Below are 16844 nucleotides of genomic sequence, written 5' to 3'. Positions count from 1 at the left end.
CTACTGGGAAAACTGGACGCAAGAAAACCAATTAGCTATCGCATAGACGCTGGACTGCTAACGGGGGCCCAACCAACTCAGCGTCGACAACCTCAATTACTCCTACAACTCGAGAATCCAAGTACTCCATGACGTCTCGTTCAAGATCGCCGAGAACCAGGTGGTGGGACTCATTGGCCCCAATGGGTCTGGAAAATCCACCCTCATAAAGGTCATCTTGGATCTGCTTCAACTTCAAAGCGGCCGCGTCTGCATCGGATCCCACACGAGCCAGAGCCGCGACGCCAAGATGTCGTCGATCTACTTGTCTAGCAATGACTACCTTCCTGAATTCCTCACGGGGGAGGAATATTTGCGCTTCATGCATGGACTCTATGGAGAACCTCTGGATCACACCGCATTGACGGCGCAATTCACCAGATACTCAATGCGCGACAGGCACCGGGATTTGATCGAGGACTACTCACACGGGATGAGGAAGAAGCTGCAACTCATCGCCGCATTCATGCTCAGACGAAGATTCACGGTAATCGACGAGACGCTCAACGGCGTCGACATCGACGCAGTCAACGTCTTCGAACGCGATATCCGCGGACTCGCCAAAGAAGGCCGATCGGTTCTGCTTTGCAGTCATGATTTCACAATGTTGGAGCACATCGCTGACGAGTTAGCAGTTCTCATCCAAGGAGCCTTGGTGGTTCAGGCTCCTGTCGGGAAAGTCATCCAAGACCACGGAACGATAGCTGATCTTGCCAACGAATTTACCCAAGCAATGGAAACACCGTAAATGCGCCTCAAGAGCGTAGTTCTGCTGTTTCAACTGTTCTGGCTCTTCGTCGTGAGACGCGTTCTGGGACGAGGATTGTTGGCTAGCCAAACCGCGCGGCTTTCTGCCCTGTTCCTTACCCTTGCCGCGTTCGCCGGATTCAACGTATTGAGCTATGTGGTTATGCGGCAGTATCTCGGCGGAACAGGCCTACTCGAACCGGTCCTTCAAGTATCCAACGCATCCGTCGGATTCTGGGTCCTTATTGCGTACACGCTGATTCGGGTGCTGTTCATGAAGGCGGACGAACTTCTGAAACTCTCATTCAATCTGCCAGTGACAAATAAGGAAAGGACTTTGGCATTTGCGCTCTTCGAGTCGTCCTTCGTTCTCCTCATGACAGTCTTCGTTTTTGGTGCTTTCTCCATCTCAACGGTACTGATCGAGGGTCCGGACTACATTCCGAGAGTTCTGACGTCCATTTGGTTCCCCGCGATTTCAACCTACCTGCTTCTGAGTCTCGGCTACTATCTCCTCGAGCGTACGCTCCTGGCCCTCAGGATTGCCCGGCTCCGCGGTCTAGTAGTTCCGATGGTGCTGGCCCTTGGGCTGGCCGTTGTCTTTCCCCAAACCAACGAGCTGAGTACCCAGATCGCCGAAAGCTACGTTTACGGGCGTGACTATTTTGCGCCGGTCCTGCTTTACGCAAAGTTGCAGAAAGACATCGGACTCTGGCTTTCCACCCTAGTGCTGCTTGCCTCATCAGCTGCACTCATTCCAGCAGTGGTAGCGGCCGCACCCAGGAACTACGTCCCCATGCGTCGCTTCTTCGTCTTTCTACCTTCATGGCTCGCAGCACGTAAGTTCGGGGTTTACGTGCTGGTCTTGTTTCGCAGTTTCGAAACGATGGTTGCGGTCTCTTTCGTCATCGTCTATTCGGTCTTCGCTTGGATCCAGCACTTGGTGTTGCCGCCTTACGCTCTTGCTCTCATTACCTTTCAAGGAGTCTATGCATTTTCCAACTCGGAGCCCTTGCGACGCATGGTCATCTACCCGGGCAGCACCATCGCGAACTACTTGCGCCTCGTGGGTTCACAGGGTGTCCTCCTAGTGGCCGTGGGCATTCCGATCACGGCGATTTCCACGGTACAGGGAGTTTCTTTCGAAGCGTGCCTTCCGGTGGCAGGGTTCTGCGTGAGCAACATTCTCATATCAACGTTGATTGGGATCGCATTCCCTCCGGAGAAGGGAAATCCATTTACGGTGATTATAGGAATACTACTCACGACGATAATTGTCATGATTGTAGGGCTCGGCTTGAATGTCTTTAATCTCGATCCGATTATCAGTGCCGTGATTTTCGCCGCACTTAACTTACTGGTCGTCTTTTACAGCATCTTGGGTATGCAAAGAATGGAAAGGATCGCACGTCATGAAATGGCTGCTTAGATTCATCGCTGGGCTGACGGTCTCATTTATTGCCACCATGATCGTAGTCGTCGCGAGTCTCATCACCACGATGTTCTCAGCGTCAGAAATAGGCGTCAGAAAGTTCGGCCTCTTCGGCGCACTCTTCTTTGAGCCACATCAACAGGCCAACGGAGCCACGGCCTTGGAAATCGGGATATCTAACGGCCTGCCCATCGCCATGATCTTCGTAGGTTTGCTGGTTTTTTATATCGCCGTTGCCTCAGCCTTGGAACGACTGAAGCTCCACAAGGAGCGCCTTCTGCGAACAGGCCAGGGGTGACCGTTCGCCCGATCGCCCTCCGGGATGCGACCGCCAGCCTGGTACTCATGCGCCTCATGTGGTCGTGCAGATGGCCCCTTGGGGCCATGGTTCTCGGCTTCTCAACCTGCGCTGCGCTTGCTGCCAAGACGGGCGACTCGGCACTTTTCCAGGTGAGCCTCTGGCTGCTCGCGCATGTACTTTGCCTGTTAGGCGGCTTTCTGGTGCACGAGTGGTTTCACATTGTTGGCATGAGACTATTTCATGGCGTTTCCCATGTCGTTGTATCGGCAGGCGTCCTCCGATTCTCCATCATTCCCGTCGGACGTCTCTACGGGTGGCAGATCGCAACCGTGGCGTTACTGGGCCCGGGTGCATCCTGCCTGGTCGGAGGGCTGATTGCCCTGCTCATACCCAGTTCAACCCTGCAGTACTGGTTCCTGTTGCATGCCATCTTCCTTCTGCCATTCTTCGGTGATGGATGCGGATTCCTATTCGGAATCAGGAGGTGGGCCCGGCTGGTTGGCCTACGCTCCCCCGGAGCCAACCGCTGAGCTGCCGTCCGCTTCATTCGGGCTCTCAACCTTTCCGGGCAGATTCTTCCCACTCGCGGTAAAGCTCCGGGCGGCGTTCGCGCAGGTACGGCACTTGTTCCCGCGCGATCTTGACGCTTTCCGTGGAGATCTCGGCGAACAGCAGTTCGGCCCCGTCACCGGCGGCAGCCAGCAGCGAGCCGTCCGGACCGGCCACCACGCTTCCGCCGAGGAAGTCGCAGCCGTCCTCGTGCCCACTGTGGTTGGCGTAGGCCACGTTCAGCCGGCTTTCCAGGGCACGCGCACGGATCAATACCTGGGGTACGGCCTCGAAGCCTGCGGACAGGGCTGTGGGAACCAGCAGAAGTTCGGCGCCCCGCGTTGCCGCGGCGCGGACGGCCTCCGGAAATTCGACGTCGTAGCAAATCAACAGCGACGCCTTGACGCCGTTGAAGTCCACGACGGCGGGAGCTGCTTGGGCGGCAGAGAACGCTTTGCGCTCCTCCTCGCCGAAGAGGTGCACCTTGTTGTAGTCCAGGAGCACGGTTCCGCGCGCGTCCAGGAGCGTGGCGGAGACGTGCCAGCCCCCGGCGGCGGCCGGTGCGGGGAGGCTGTAGACAAGTCCGATTGCGTGTGTCCGGGCGATATCCGCAAGTCGCTGCCGGACACCGGGAAGAGCCGACGAGTCAAATTCGCTGTGGAGCCGCAGCGGCGCATAGCCCACGGGAAAGAGCTCCGGGGTCAGCAGAAGGGCGGACCCGGCTGCGGCTGCGCGTTGTGCCGCCGCATCGATTGCCTCCAGATTGGCGTCGATGTCCAGGACAACAGCGTTGGCCTGCAGGACAGACAGCAGCATCTTTACCACCTCAATAGCACCTTGCATCCCCCGGCAAGCTTTCTTGGGAGACATATACCGGGGATTCCTCGTAATTCCAGCGTAGCCAGCAGCAGACCGCTCACGAAGGACAAATGGACCTGCGGAGGGCCGAACGGGGATGGTTCGTACAAATCGGGCGCATAGTTCATGATGCCGACGCAACTTTTGGACTGTTGCGTTAACTTCTTGACTGCAACTGTGATTTGGGGCACGCTTCATTTCATGCCTGCAACATCCCGCTCGACGAAGAGCCACCGCAAAAACCCCGGCTCACAATCAGCGCTGCGCCACCTGAACCAACAGCGGCTCATCGAATGCCTGCTGAGCGGCCCATCCACCCAGGCCGAACTCGCCAGGCAAACCGGCCTTTCCACGGCCACAGTGTCCAACATCGTCAAGATCATGCAGGATGCCGGGCTTGTCTCCACCGAACCGATCACCAGCTCCGGACGCCGGGCCCTGAACGTCAGGCTCAATAGCAACGGCGCCGTGGCTGTCGGAATCGATTTTGGCCGGCGCCACCTGCGGGTCGTCCTGGCGTCGCTGGGCTATCACGTCATCGTCGAGGAAACTGTCACCCTCCCCCTTGGCCACCACGCTGAACAGGGCATCAGCGCCGCCGTCGCACTCCTTGACAAACTGCTGCTGGAAAGCGGCGTAGACCGGAGCGCGGTAGTGGGCGCCGGCGCCGGCATCGCTGGCCCCATCGACCGCCGTTCCGGCACGGTAGCGCAGGGTGCCATCCTGCCCGAATGGGTGGGAATCCAGATTCTCGAACGGCTCGAGGAAGCCCTCAATCTGCCCGTGTACGTTGACAACGACGCCAATCTGGGGGCCCTGTCCGAGGTCACGTGGGGGCCGCACAGCGGGATCAGCAACCTCATGTTCCTCAAGATCGGTTCCGGCATCGGCGCGGGCCTCATCATCAATGGCGCGCCCTACTACGGGGCGGTCGGAATCACGGGAGAGATCGGCCATGCGACCATCCACGAATACGGTGCCATCTGCCGCTGCGGCAACCGGGGCTGCCTGGAAACCATGGCCTCAACCACCACCATGATCGAGCTGCTCGGCAAGGGTTCCGGCCTGCACCTCGAACCTGCAGACATCGTTCGAAACGCCCTGGCGAGGGACCCCGCAACCCTCCGGGTAGTGGACGACGCCGGCCTCGCCGTGGGGCGTGCCCTGGGCAATGTGGCCAATCTCATAAACCCGGAAGTCATCGTGGTGGGCGGCCCGCTGGCCGGCCTGGGCGACATCCTCCTTGACCCGATCCGGCGCGGTCTCGTCCGCCATGCGGTGCCCGTGATCGGCGAAACAACGCACTTGGCCATGTCGTCCTTAGGCGCCCGGGCGGAGGCCCTCGGGGCGGCCGCTTTGGTGTTCCAGCACGCCGGTATCAAGCAGTCCTGAACATTTCGTTACCACGCTGTTATCGCCGTCTTGCGTTAAAGTCTTGACGACAAGCGGTGTGATCCAGTTTACTTTCTCATCAGGTAGGCTCGCCATCCGCGGGCCGACAACGACGTCAAACATTGGAGGCGCAAGGGTATGTCGACCCCCATAACGCACCAGGACCCGATCCTTCTCGAGATGCGGTCCATCACCAAGGAATTCCCCGGCGTGAAGGCGCTCTCGGACGTTAGCCTCCGGGTCAAGGTGGGCGAGATCCACGCTATCTGCGGCGAAAACGGTGCAGGAAAGTCCACGTTGATGAAGGTGCTTTCAGGGGTCTACCCCTACGGCAGCTACGACGGCGACATCGTGTACCAGGCGGAAGTCCAGCAGTTCAGGGACATCCGGGCCAGCGAGCAGGCTGGAATCGTGATCATCCACCAGGAGCTGGCACTGATCCCCGAGCTGTCCATCACGGAAAACATCTTCCTCGGCAACGAACCCGTCCGCCGCGGCATCATCGATTGGGCCGAGGCACGCAAGCGGTCAATCGAACTGCTCGCCAGGGTAGGCCTTCGCGAGAACCCGGATACCCCCATCAAGGAAATCGGCGTCGGCAAGCAGCAGTTGGTGGAAATCGCCAAGGCCCTGAACAAGTCCGTCAAGCTGCTCATCCTGGACGAGCCGACTGCCGCGCTCAACGAATCGGACTCCCAGCACCTCCTGGACCTCATCCTCGGCCTCAAGGGCCGGGGCATCACGTCCATCATGATTTCCCACAAGCTCAACGAGATCGAGCAGATCGCGGACGAGATCACCATCATCCGCGACGGCAAGTCCATCGAGACGCTCAACGTGAAGGAAGACGGCGTCGACGAGGACCGGATCATCAAGGGCATGGTTGGCCGGACGCTCGAGTCCCGGTTCCCGGATCACACGCCGACCATCGGCGAGGTGTTCTTCGAGGTCAAGGACTGGAACGTCGGGCATCCCCAGATCCAGGACCGTTTGGTCTGCAAGAACTCCAACTTCCATGTGCGCCGCGGCGAAATCGTGGGATTCGCAGGCTTGATGGGTGCCGGCCGCACCGAGCTTGCCCGCTCCGTCTTCGGCCATTCCTACGGCCGGTTCATCTCGGGGCAGGTGTACAAGGACGGCAAGCCGATCACCATGCGCAGCGTCCGGCAGGCGATCGACGCCGGTCTTGGCTACGTCACCGAGGACCGCAAGAGCCTGGGGCTGAACCTCCTGGACGACATCAAGACCACCACGGTGTCTGCCAACCTGAAGAAGATCAGCCGGGGAATGGTTGTGGACACCAACAAGGAATTCATGGTGGCCGAGCAATACCGGAAGTCGCTGCGCACCAAGACTCCGTCAGTGGAGGAAGGGGTATCGAAGCTCTCCGGTGGCAACCAGCAAAAGGTTGTGCTCGCCAAATGGATGTTCACGGATCCGGACCTCCTCATCCTGGATGAACCCACCCGCGGAATCGATGTTGGGGCCAAGTACGAGATCTACGGAATCATCCAAGACCTGGCCAACCAGGGGAAGGGCGTGATTGTAATTTCCTCTGAACTCCCCGAGCTGCTGGGCCTCTCCGACCGTATCTACACCATCTTCGAAGGCTCCATCACTGGCGTACTCAACAAGGACGAAGCCAGCCAGGAGAGCCTCATGAAGCTCATGACATCCAGCCGCAAAGCCGCCTGACCCCGGTCATTTCCAGAACCACACGGACACAAGGACCCAAAACAATGAACGCGCTCAAGAAGCTATTCGGTGGCAACACCCGCCAATTCGGCATGATCTTCGCCCTGGTTGCACTCGTCATCTTCTTCCAGATCTTTACCTCGGGCCGCACGCTCACCCCGGGCAACGTCATCAACCTCTTCAACGGCAACTCCTACATCCTGATCCTGGCCATCGGCATGGTCCTGGTCATCATCGCCGGCCACATCGACCTCTCCGTGGGTTCTGTTGCGGCCTTCGTCGGTATCTCGGTGGCGCTTGCCATCAGGGACTGGCACCTTCCCTGGTACGCAGCCGTGCTGTTCGGGCTCCTGCTTGGTGCCCTGATCGGAGCCTGGCAAGGGTTCTGGACGGCCTACGTCGGCATTCCGGCGTTCATCGTGACCCTGGCGGGCATGCTGCTGTTCCGCGGTTTCAACCAGTTCGTCGGCAAGTCCAACACCGTTCCGGTCCCCGAGGATTTCCAGTTCCTGGGTTCCGGCTATCTGCCCGAAGTGGGGCCAAAAACAGGGTTCAACAACCTGACGGTCCTCCTGGGACTTATCGCGGTTGCCTTCGTGATTATCAGTGAAATTCGTGCTCGCCGCACTGCCCAGGCTCTGGGTGCGGAAGTCCCGGAAACCTGGGTGATGATCACCAAGCTTGTACTCATCAACGCAGCCATCCTCTACGCCACCTACCTGTTCGCCACCGGCCGCACGGGCACGTCCTTCCCGATCCCCGGACTCATCTTGGCCGTCCTGGTCCTGATCTACGGGTTCATTTCCGCCAAGACGGTCATTGGCCGCCACATCTACGCAGTCGGCGGCAACCGCCACGCGGCCGAACTCTCCGGGGTTCAGTCCAAGAAGGTCAACTTCATGGTCATGATGAACATGTCCATCTTGGCGGGACTCGCCGGCATGATCTTCGTTGGCCGCTCCACCGCTTCAGGTCCGTTCGACGGCGTCGGCTGGGAACTGGATGCCATCGCCGCCGTCTTCATCGGTGGTGCCGCTGTCACCGGTGGCGTGGGCACCGTGATCGGCTCCATCGTTGGTGGTCTGGTCATGGCTGTCCTCAACAACGGCCTCCAACTCCTCGGCGTCGGCGCGGACCTCACCCAGATCATCAAGGGCCTCGTGCTGCTAGCCGCAGTCGCCTTCGACGTCTACAACAAGACCCAGGGCAAGAAATCGATCATCGGAATGATGATGAAGAACTTCGGCCGGAGCAGCGAAAACGCTCCGGACGAGACAACCTCAACCAAGGAAGTCATCTCGAAGGAAGCCTGATCGGCTTCAAGACGACTTGTTCCATCCACAACAAAGAAAGCGAACCAAGTTATGCGAATGTTTGGTAAAGCAGGAAAGGCAGCAGCAGTAGCTGCGATCGCGGCACTGGCGCTGACGGCCTGCGGCCGTACGGACAGCGGCAGCACCAGTGGTTCATCAAGCGGCGGTGAGGCATTCCCCAAGGGTTCCTCGATCGGCGTCGCGCTCCCCCAGAAAACCAGCGAGAACTGGGTCCTGGCGGAGAAGCTGTTCAACGACGGGCTCACGAGCGCAGGTTTCAAGCCGGATGTGCAGTTCGCCAACGGCGGCGTTTCGGAGCAGCAGAACCAGATCAGCGCCATGGTCACCAAGGGCGACAAGGTCATCATCGTCGGCGCGATCGACGGCGCACAGCTTGGTACACAGCTCAAGCAGGCCAAGGATGCCGGCGCGACGATCATTGCCTACGACCGCCTTCTGCTGAACACCGCCAACGTGGACTACTACGTGGCCTATGACAACTTCAAGGTCGGTGTGCTCCAAGGCCAGGCCCTGCTGGACGGGCTGAAGACCAAGAAGGCGAGCGGCCCCTACAACATCGAGCTGTTTGCAGGCTCCCCCGATGACGCCAATGCGAAGGTCTTCTTCGACGGCGCAATGAGCATCCTGCAGCCAAAGATCGACGACGGGACCCTCAAGGTGGTTTCCGGACAGAAGTCGTTCGAACAGGCCGTGACCCAGGGCTGGAAGGCAGAGAACGCCCAGAAGCGCATGGACACCTTGCTCGCAGGTACCTACACCAGCGCTTCGCTGGACGGCGTGTTGTCCCCGAACGACACCCTGGCCCGCGCCATCCTGACCTCGGTCAAGGCAGCGGGTAAGCCGCTTCCGATCGTGACCGGCCAGGACTCCGAAGTTGAGTCGGTCAAGTCCATCCTTGCAGGTGAGCAGTACTCCACCATCAACAAGGACACCCGCAAGCTCGTTGAGCACGCGATCACCATGGCCAAGGACCTGCAGGCGGGCAAGCAGCTGGAGATCAACGACACCAAGTCCTACAACAATGGCGTCAAGACCGTACCGGCATACCTGCTGCCCCCGGTTATCGTGACCAAGGACAACGTGAAGACGGCCTACGTGGACGATCCGGTACTCGGCCCGCTCACCAAGTAGTACTGGCGCTTCAGGCACCACAACGACGGCGGTCATCCCCTCTGAGGGGGTGGCCGCCGTCGTCGCGTCCGGCGCGGGCCAGGTGCAAAAGGAGAATCGTGAGCACCCTGGACAAGCCCACCAGCGGGGACGTGGTGGTGGACGGAGTCAGCCTGGCCGGGCTGCCCGGCAGCGGGTTGCCATTGCCCGGGCGCTGTCCAATGAGCCCAAGCTCATCCTGGCCGACGAGCCCACCGGCAATCTCGATGAGCAGACCGGTGAACACATCATCGAACTGCTGAGTTCGTTGAGCCGGGACCACAACACCACCATTCTGGTGGTCATTCACGACCGGAGCCTGGCCCAGAAAGCCGAGCGCCGCCTCCGGCTTCAGCAGGGCAAACTGAGCGAGGAAACTGTGCGTCCGAGGGTCGCCTCAGGGGCGTGATCACGTTTCGCAAACAACGGAAAAGGGCCGGGAATCGAGTGGTTCCCGGCCCGTGCCCGGTTGAGCCCCGCTGTATAACGCGTGCGGCGGAATGAGAGGATAGGGCGCATGAGTCCGCATATCGCCAAGCCGTGGTTGTTCAGCCAGCCGAACCAGGATCCTCGCGCAGCCACCGGCAAGGCTCTGAACTGGGGCGTTGTCGCCACAGGAGGGATCGCCAAAACCGTGAGCGGCGACCTCGCCCAGCTCAAGGACGCGAACCTTTACGCCGTGAGTTCCCGGCGCCAGGAATCCGCGGATGCCTTTGCTGCCGCGCATGGGGTCACGAAGTCCTACGGGGACGACGGCGGTATGCCCGGCTACCAGCGGCTACTCGCTGATGACGCCGTCGACGTGGTCTACGTGGCCACCCCGCACGCCCAACATTTCGAAATCGTCAGGGATGCCCTCAACGCGGGCAAGCATGTCCTGTGCGAGAAAGCTCTGACCATCAACGGCCGAGAGGCGGCGGAGCTGGTCAGCTTGGCGCGAGAACGGAAATTGTTCCTTATGGAGGCGGTATGGAGTCGCTTCCTGCCCAGCATCCAGAGGGCATTCGCCATCGCCGCGTCGGGCGAACTAGGCGAAATCAAGTGGGTCAGCGCTGACTTGGGATTCCCCGCCCCCTACGACCCCTCGGCCCGGATCTGGGCCCCGGCCGACGGCGGTGGAGCTCTTTTGGACCTCACCGTGTATGCGCTGCTGTGGCCTCTGGGCACCCTCGGTTTCCCGCAGTCAGTCAGCGCAGTAGGCGCCTTGACGGACGACGGCGTCGACTCCCAAAATGCGCTCACGCTGGCTTACGACAGTGGAGCCATCGCCCAACTGACCTCTTCGTTGCTGGCCCACGGGCCAAGATCGGCTTCCGTTGCTGGCTCCCTGGGATTCCTCCAGACGCAAGGGTCCATCAACAATCCGCGCGAGCTACTGATTCGAACTGGCTGGGACGAGCCCCGGACCGAGCGCTTTGACGCGATCGGGATCGGCTACACCTACGAACTGCGAGAGGTCACACGCTGCATCCAACAAGGGCTGACTGAGAGTCCGGTGATGCCCTTGGACGATTCACTGAACACGATGCGCCTCTTCGACGGGGTCCGCTCCCAGCTCGGAGTCCGGTACGCGAACGACGCCCGGTGAGCTGAATGACGAAATCGTCGTCCATCGGAGCGGTTTCCATACCGTCGGTTGGTTTTTGTCACGTTTCCCTGTCTGCGTGACAGTTGCGGTCATTACCCGTCCTAACCTCTGGACTAAATAGACCCGTCCTACGTCTGGACTAATTAACTAGTCCAGTCCTACGATGGGAGCGATCGTCAATCCAAGCGGACGCTGGGGGGTGTCGAGATGGAAGCTGTGCGAGGTAATCCGCGCGTTCTTCATGTTCTCCGCTCCGTCATGCTCGCTGGCGCCGGAGCCGTCGTTTGGCTGGCCCTCTCCTCCACAGCTGCCAATGCTGATTCCGGTAGCGCTACCAACCACACGCTTCTGGGCGGCGCAGAATCGGCCGTGACAAACGTTGTGCACAACGCGACCGCCGGAATTACCGGAACCCCGGGCAACCCCGTTTCGGCGAGTGGCGCATCCGTACCGGCTCCGGCAGTGGATTCCGCTCCGGTTCCGGTTCCGGTTCCGGTTCCGGTTCCGGTGGTACAACTACCAGCCGTCCAGGTACCACCGTCCGTTGGGCGCGAACTACCGCGGCTGACCCAGGCAATCGACCGGGGTGTGGCCAGTGCGCCGATAGTCGAGGAAATCATCCCTGAAGGCACCGTTGACGCCGTGACCGCACCCGTTTTGTCTCCGGCAGCCAGTGCAGTTGATGGGGTTGGGTCAGGCGTCGGCTCGTTGGTTGGTGGCTCTGTTGCCCCCGCCCTGCGTGCTGTCGACTCCACCGTGGAGGGGCTTTCCATCGGCAACCTGCCGGTAAGTATCCCCGGCAACCTCGGAACGGGTGCAATTCCTTCCGAGCAACCCTCGGGACTTGTGTCCGTTGCTGATACTTCGACGGCTTCCGCGATCTCGCAGGCTGTCGCGGACCCGCTGGTCGGCCTCGTTCGAACCTATGGCCCGCCTCGCCTGCGTAACGCACCTTGGAACGCGACCGTCCAATACGTTGGTTACGGGAATCCTGCGGTGCCGGCGTCGCCGTCTGATGGGATATTCCCTGACGGCACTCCAAGCAATGGCGACGTCGGAAACAGCTCAGCAGCTCTTCCCAGCAATCCTTCGGGAGCGGCTACCGCCTGGCTCCCGAGCATGAATCTGTTTTACCCATTTGCCGGGGTCCTCGTGTCCACGGCTGCTGCCGGTAGAGTTCCGGCTCCGGTGTCGTTTGACCCTGGTTCTTCTCCCGACTAGTTCCGAGCTCGCGCCGCTTTCCCAGAAGCCAATTCTGGACGGCGGCAGATGGCTAATCCGGGCGTACCCACATGCTCTTGTGGACGCCTCTAGGAACTACTCGTTCAGGAGAAAAACAAAATGCACAGCATTATTCGCAAGGGGCTGCTTGGCACCCTCTTTGCCGGTGGGTTAATAGCCCTCGGCGCAACTGCCGCGAATGCGGCAGACACTATTGCAACTGCGCAAGGCACCGTCTCAGGCACTCAAGTCGTTGCACCGGTGACCATTCCGGTAAACGTCGGGTCGACGTCGCTCACGGTACTTGGTACTTCGGGCGCCACGACCACCACCCCTGCACTCGCCCCGGCTGCGGCCCCGGCGACTAGTTCCGGCGGATCAGCTGTCCCGTCCGGAACCCAGGCGGTGGCTCCGATATCGGTCCCTGTTAATATTGGAGCCACCTCTCTGGCGGTTCTTGGCAATTCCACCTCTGGGACAGCCTCTGGCACCCAAGTCACGGCACCGGTGACCGCTCCGGTCACCGTCGGTGACACCTCCGTCAGCCTCCTCGGAACCACCCCGCCAGGCACCACCACCGGCACCCAAGTCACGGCACCGGTGACCGCTCCGATCACGGTCGGCGACACCTCCGTCAGCCTCCTCGGAACCACCCCGGCAGGCACCACCACCGGCACCGGAGTCACCGCTCCGGTCACGGTCGGCGACACCTCCGTCAGCCTCCTCGGAACCACCCCGGCAGGCACCACCACCGGCACCCAAGTCACGGCACCGGTGACCGCTCCGATCACGGTCGGCGACACCTCCGTCAGCCTCCTCGGAACCACCCCGGCAGGCACCACCACCGGCACCGGAGTCACCGCTCCGGTCACGGTCGGCGACACCTCCGTCAGCCTCCTCGGGACCACGCCGACGGGCATCACCGGAGATCATGGATCCCTCTTGGGTACCGGACTCACCGCACCCCTGGGCCTGCCGATCCCGGTCGGCACCGCCTCGGTTGACCTGGGCTTGCCCTCCAACGTCGTGAACCCGTCGGTAGTCACGCCGCCGGTCATGAACGCACCGGTCAACGCTCAAGGCTTCGTCGACCCGGCTGCCGCCCTTCCTTCAACAGGAACTGCAATGCAAGCCGGGGTCGCCGGGGCCACTGCACTAGCCGTTGTTGGAGCGGGAACCTCGGTCCTCGCTAGCACTGGCTTCAATGGCCTGTGGTTGCTGTTGGCAGCGGCCCTGCTGCTGGGCGGACTCGTCGTGATGGTGGGCAGCCGGAAGATCCGGGCGATCATTCCTGCATAATCACCGGCGAGGGCTGTTTCACCTCACTGGATCGCAGCCCGATCATTGGCTCCTCCGCAGGGCATACAGCCCCACGGAGGAGCCGATGCGTGGCATCACGAAGGCCTTGGGGAGTTGGCAACACACCCTAGGCGCGTTACACCCTCGGCGGCGCATGCGGGTGATATTCGACGCATCGCTGCTCCTCCAAGCCCCGGTGTTGGGCCGCATTCCGTGTCAGATGAACGGCGGAAGCACACCAGACCACGTTTGGATTGCTAAGATCTAAAGGCTCAACCGGCAACCCGGAGAGCCTCCCATCAACTGGCCCGGAACGGGCGTGCCCCCGCGCGCCCCGTACCGGCCCCTGCCCGACCCGAGGAGACCCCCACCCTCATGACCGCATTGGCCAAACCGGACTATTTCGAGGACTACGACGAGGATTACCGCAGCGAACTGGACTCGCGGTACGAGGAAGGTTTCGGGCACGGCCCCGAACTCGACGACGACTACGGCAGCAGTAGCGGCTACGACGAGCTCGACAAGCTGTTCAACGGTTTGTTCGACGGCGAGGATGACCTCGACGCCCCGGCCAAGGCCGAGAAGAAGGCTCCGGCCAGGAAAGACACTCCGAAGGCCGCTGCCGCAACAGCGGCTCCCGTCGCCGAAAAGACGCCGTCCGAGACCGCCGTCGAACCGGCCGTCGTCGAACCGGCAAGCTTCGAACAGGCTCCCACCGAAGAAGCCGAGGCTCTTGCGGCTCCTGACAGCCCCTTCTTCGCCCCTCACATCGCCTCGGTCAACGAGCATGTGGAGTTCCTCCGCAAGCTCCGCCCGGGCTTCGATGTCCCTTATGTGGATCCGATGCACTCGGTGGAGGATTGCCGGATTGTCACCCTGTTCTCCAACACGAGCGAGGCCTCCCCGCGAGGGGTTGTGTGGGCTGGCGACGACGGCGCCGCCACCCGGCTACTGGGCCTTCAGTTCCAGCTCGGCCTGCGCCCCGAATGGATGATGCCTTGGAACGCCCACCCGTGGTTCACCCCTGGTGAGGCGAACGGAAAGCTGACTCCCGAGCAGGTCAGCGCGGGCCTCAAGCCGCTGATCGGTTTCCTCAAACTCGTTCCGCGCGCCTCGGCGATCGTTGCCCACGGCACGGAAGCCAACCGCCTGGCGCAGATGCTCCTCAAGACTGACAACCCCCTGATCTGGCGCCGCGGACTGAAGGTCTATAAGGCCCGATCGCTGCACGGGCGCGCCTTCGCGGGTTCCAAGGAACGCCAGACGGAATGGCTGATCGACATGGGCCGATCCTACGCGGACGCCATGGCCCGCGCGGGTCTCCAGGCCGGACGGCGCTAGGGCTCCTAGCGCCGTGACTTCCGGGCCGGCTTCCCGGCAAACAGTTTCCGGTCCAGCGAGGCCGCCCCGGAACCGATGAAGGCAAACGCCAACGCCAACGCGATATACAGAACGAGCAGCTCAGCGTTGATTCCGGGACTATCGCTCAACAAGGGCTTGCCTGATTCGGTGACAAACCAGATCCCCGCGTACATCAGAGCGGCCAGGAAGCCGGCCACCCTGGTCAGGGCGCCGAGCACCAAGAGTGCGCCTAGCCCGGTCTCACCCCAGATGACCAGCCAGGACATCAGCTCCGCTTTTTGAACCCCCATCGCGGCGATGGTTGCCTCAAAAGCCGGCTGCCCGGCCACCAGCTTCTGGACTCCATGCAGCAGCAAGAGGCCGCCGAACACGACCCGCAGAAACGCGATGCCCCGCGAGGATGAGGTCTGCGAAGGAAGGAGGAATTTCACTCGGTCCAATCTTCCATGCCAACGGCACAGCTCAAAACGGCGGCCCTTTACGACGGCGTCAAGCAAGCCGCCGTCGTCGTGCTTTGTGCCTTCGCCCGCAAGAGACCAGCCGAGCAAGCCGTCGCTGCGGCGCTTGCCTTCTCACCTTGGGCGTCAGCTGGTGGGCGCAGAATGGAAGCTGCAGTGGGCCTCGCTGGGAGGCCCGGACAGGATAGGTGAATCCGGATGGATGTTGACGTCGTCGTGATCGGCGGAGGCGCAATGGGATCGGCTGCCGCGTGGCAGCTCGCTCTCCGAGGGCGATCGGTGGTTCTCCTCGAACAGTTCGAAGAGGGGCACCATGTAGGCGCTTCCCACGGCGCGACGCGCAACTTCAACACGGCATATGCGGAGGACGACTACCTTGCCCTGGTCAGCGAGGCCAGGGGTCTCTGGGATGGGCTGGCAGAAGAAACCGGAACACAACTGTTGGACCTTGTGGGGCTGGCCAACCATGGCAACGTCGCCCGGCTCCGGGAGGTCCGCTCCGCGCACGTGGAGCGGGGCATCGCAAGCCATTTCATCTCAGCCAGGGAAGCGAGAGAGCGCTGGCAGGGCATGGTGTTCCGAAGCGATGTCCTCTTCGTGCCTGAATCGGGCCGTGTTCGTGCAGCTGAGGCGCTTAGGGCCCTGCGCACATCGGCCGAGGCCCATGGTGCACGGTTCGAGTATTCAACCCCCGTTCGCGACATCCGCGTTCTCGGCGAGGATCGCGCCGTCGTCGTGACTGATTCAGAAGAGATCACGGCGCGCCGGGTAGTCGTTACGGCCGGTGCCTGGACCAGCAAGCTCATCGGGACGCACGTGCCTCTCCCCCGATTGGTGGTCACCCAGGAACAGCCCGCCCACTTCACGCCCATCAACGATTTCCAGGTCTGGCCGAGCTTCAACCACGCGCCCGACCCCGGCGACCCCCGCGACGACTTTTGGTACAGCGCCGTCTACGGAATGCTCACGCCGGGCGAAGGGGTCAAGGCCGGCTGGCACGGAGTCGGGCCCGTCACGGATCCTGATGCGCGCACCTTTGAACCCGAACCTGTCCAGCTGGAGGCTCTCCGGCGCTACGTCCGTGAATGGCTGCCGGGTGTGGATGCCGACTCGGGGGTTCCCATCAGCTGCACCTACACGAGCACAGCCAACGAGGACTTCGTGCTCGATCGTTTTGGCCCCCTGGTTATCGGGGCGGGCTTCTCCGGGCACGGCTTCAAGTTCACCCCGGCTATCGGCCGCGTGCTTGCCGATCTTGTCGACGGGATTGACGCGCCGCGCCGCTTCACCGCCCGAAGCCGCGCCTAGACGCAACTAACCCGCAGTTGTTGTCGTTATGGGCTCGGCAAAGTCAACTGGTCAGAGCAACGCTCGGGTTTAGGCTGCCTGCAGCAGCTGGTTGAGCCGGTTGGCTGGGGTT

Annotated in this window: 15 protein-coding genes and 1 pseudogene; 14 read left to right on the top strand and 2 right to left on the bottom strand. The window is 61.5% G+C overall.

The genetic code is table 11. The features are described 5' to 3' along the window. Positions 1-115: 115 nt before the first annotated feature. Genes OOZ51_RS21825 through OOZ51_RS21810 form a run of 4 tightly spaced genes read left to right on the top strand, consistent with a single transcriptional unit; the run spans position 116 to position 3049 of the window. Complete coding sequence (locus OOZ51_RS21825; RefSeq protein ID WP_265982047.1) at positions 116-787, top strand: ATP-binding cassette domain-containing protein; 672 nt, start codon at positions 116-118, stop codon at positions 785-787. Beyond that, positions 788-2215, top strand: coding sequence for a hypothetical protein (locus OOZ51_RS21820; RefSeq protein WP_265982045.1), 1428 nt, complete (start codon positions 788-790; stop codon positions 2213-2215). Beyond that, entirely contained in the window at positions 2199-2516 is a 318-nt protein-coding gene (locus tag OOZ51_RS21815; protein WP_265982044.1) for a hypothetical protein, read from the top strand. The genes OOZ51_RS21820 and OOZ51_RS21815 overlap by 17 nt, the downstream gene beginning before the upstream one ends. After that, complete coding sequence (locus OOZ51_RS21810; protein ID WP_265982043.1) at positions 2513-3049, top strand: hypothetical protein; 537 nt, start codon at positions 2513-2515, stop codon at positions 3047-3049. Before OOZ51_RS21815 ends, OOZ51_RS21810 begins: the two co-directional genes overlap by 4 nt. 25 nt (positions 3050-3074) lie before the next feature. On the opposite strand, the gene OOZ51_RS21805 is transcribed toward OOZ51_RS21810, so the two are convergent. After that, the gene (locus tag OOZ51_RS21805; protein ID WP_265982041.1) at positions 3075-3884 is read right to left on the bottom strand and encodes a nitrilase-related carbon-nitrogen hydrolase; all 810 of its coding nucleotides are present in this window, start codon (positions 3882-3884) and stop codon (positions 3075-3077) included. A gap of 243 nt (positions 3885-4127) precedes the next feature. On the opposite strand from OOZ51_RS21805, the gene OOZ51_RS21800 reads away from it, so the two are divergent. The 9 genes and pseudogenes from OOZ51_RS21800 (at position 4128) to OOZ51_RS21760 (ending at position 14945) form a co-directional block, all read left to right on the top strand. Further along, positions 4128-5318, top strand: a complete 1191-nt coding sequence (locus tag OOZ51_RS21800; protein WP_265982040.1) for an ROK family transcriptional regulator — start codon at positions 4128-4130, stop codon at positions 5316-5318. A gap of 138 nt (positions 5319-5456) precedes the next feature. After that, positions 5457-7013 carry a multiple monosaccharide ABC transporter ATP-binding protein gene (mmsA, locus tag OOZ51_RS21795; protein WP_265982039.1) on the top strand — a complete coding sequence of 519 codons (1557 nt, stop codon included), beginning with the start codon at positions 5457-5459 and terminating at the stop codon, positions 7011-7013. Positions 7014-7057: 44 nt separating this feature from the next. Further along, a complete protein-coding gene (mmsB, locus tag OOZ51_RS21790) occupies positions 7058-8326 on the top strand; it encodes a multiple monosaccharide ABC transporter permease (RefSeq protein WP_265982037.1) in 1269 nt (422 codons plus the stop codon). 51 nt (positions 8327-8377) lie between these two features. Continuing rightward, entirely contained in the window at positions 8378-9478 is a 1101-nt protein-coding gene (locus tag OOZ51_RS21785) for a substrate-binding domain-containing protein (RefSeq protein WP_265982036.1), read from the top strand. A 166-nt stretch (positions 9479-9644) separates the two neighbouring features. Continuing rightward, positions 9645-9905 (top strand): annotated as a pseudogene (locus tag OOZ51_RS21780) (ATP-binding cassette domain-containing protein); the annotation flags it as partial. Between the two features lie 108 nt (positions 9906-10013). Then, entirely contained in the window at positions 10014-11084 is a 1071-nt protein-coding gene (locus OOZ51_RS21775) for a Gfo/Idh/MocA family protein (RefSeq protein ID WP_265982034.1), read from the top strand. Positions 11085-11291: 207 nt separating this feature from the next. Further along, entirely contained in the window at positions 11292-12305 is a 1014-nt protein-coding gene (locus OOZ51_RS21770; RefSeq protein WP_265982033.1) for a hypothetical protein, read from the top strand. A gap of 120 nt (positions 12306-12425) precedes the next feature. After that, entirely contained in the window at positions 12426-13604 is a 1179-nt protein-coding gene (locus tag OOZ51_RS21765) for a DUF320 domain-containing protein (RefSeq protein WP_265982031.1), read from the top strand. Between the two features lie 843 nt (positions 13605-14447). Continuing rightward, a complete protein-coding gene (locus OOZ51_RS21760; RefSeq protein ID WP_265982046.1) occupies positions 14448-14945 on the top strand; it encodes a uracil-DNA glycosylase family protein in 498 nt (165 codons plus the stop codon). 5 nt (positions 14946-14950) lie between these two features. On the opposite strand, the gene OOZ51_RS21755 is transcribed toward OOZ51_RS21760, so the two are convergent. Continuing rightward, on the bottom strand, positions 14951-15397 hold the full coding sequence (locus OOZ51_RS21755; protein WP_265982030.1) for a DoxX family protein: 447 nt from the start codon (positions 15395-15397) through the stop codon (positions 14951-14953). A 225-nt stretch (positions 15398-15622) separates the two neighbouring features. Here OOZ51_RS21755 and OOZ51_RS21750 point away from each other — a divergent pair, with 225 nt between their 5' ends. Continuing rightward, on the top strand, positions 15623-16732 hold the full coding sequence (locus OOZ51_RS21750; RefSeq protein WP_265982028.1) for an FAD-dependent oxidoreductase: 1110 nt from the start codon (positions 15623-15625) through the stop codon (positions 16730-16732). The last annotated feature ends 112 nt before the right edge of the window (positions 16733-16844 follow it).

The sequence above is a fragment of the Arthrobacter rhizophilus genome (genome assembly GCF_026241105.1).
Lineage (GTDB): Bacteria > Actinomycetota > Actinomycetes > Actinomycetales > Micrococcaceae > Arthrobacter.
Note: the sequence above shows the minus strand (reverse complement) of the source record. Positions and strands in the feature narration are given on the sequence as shown.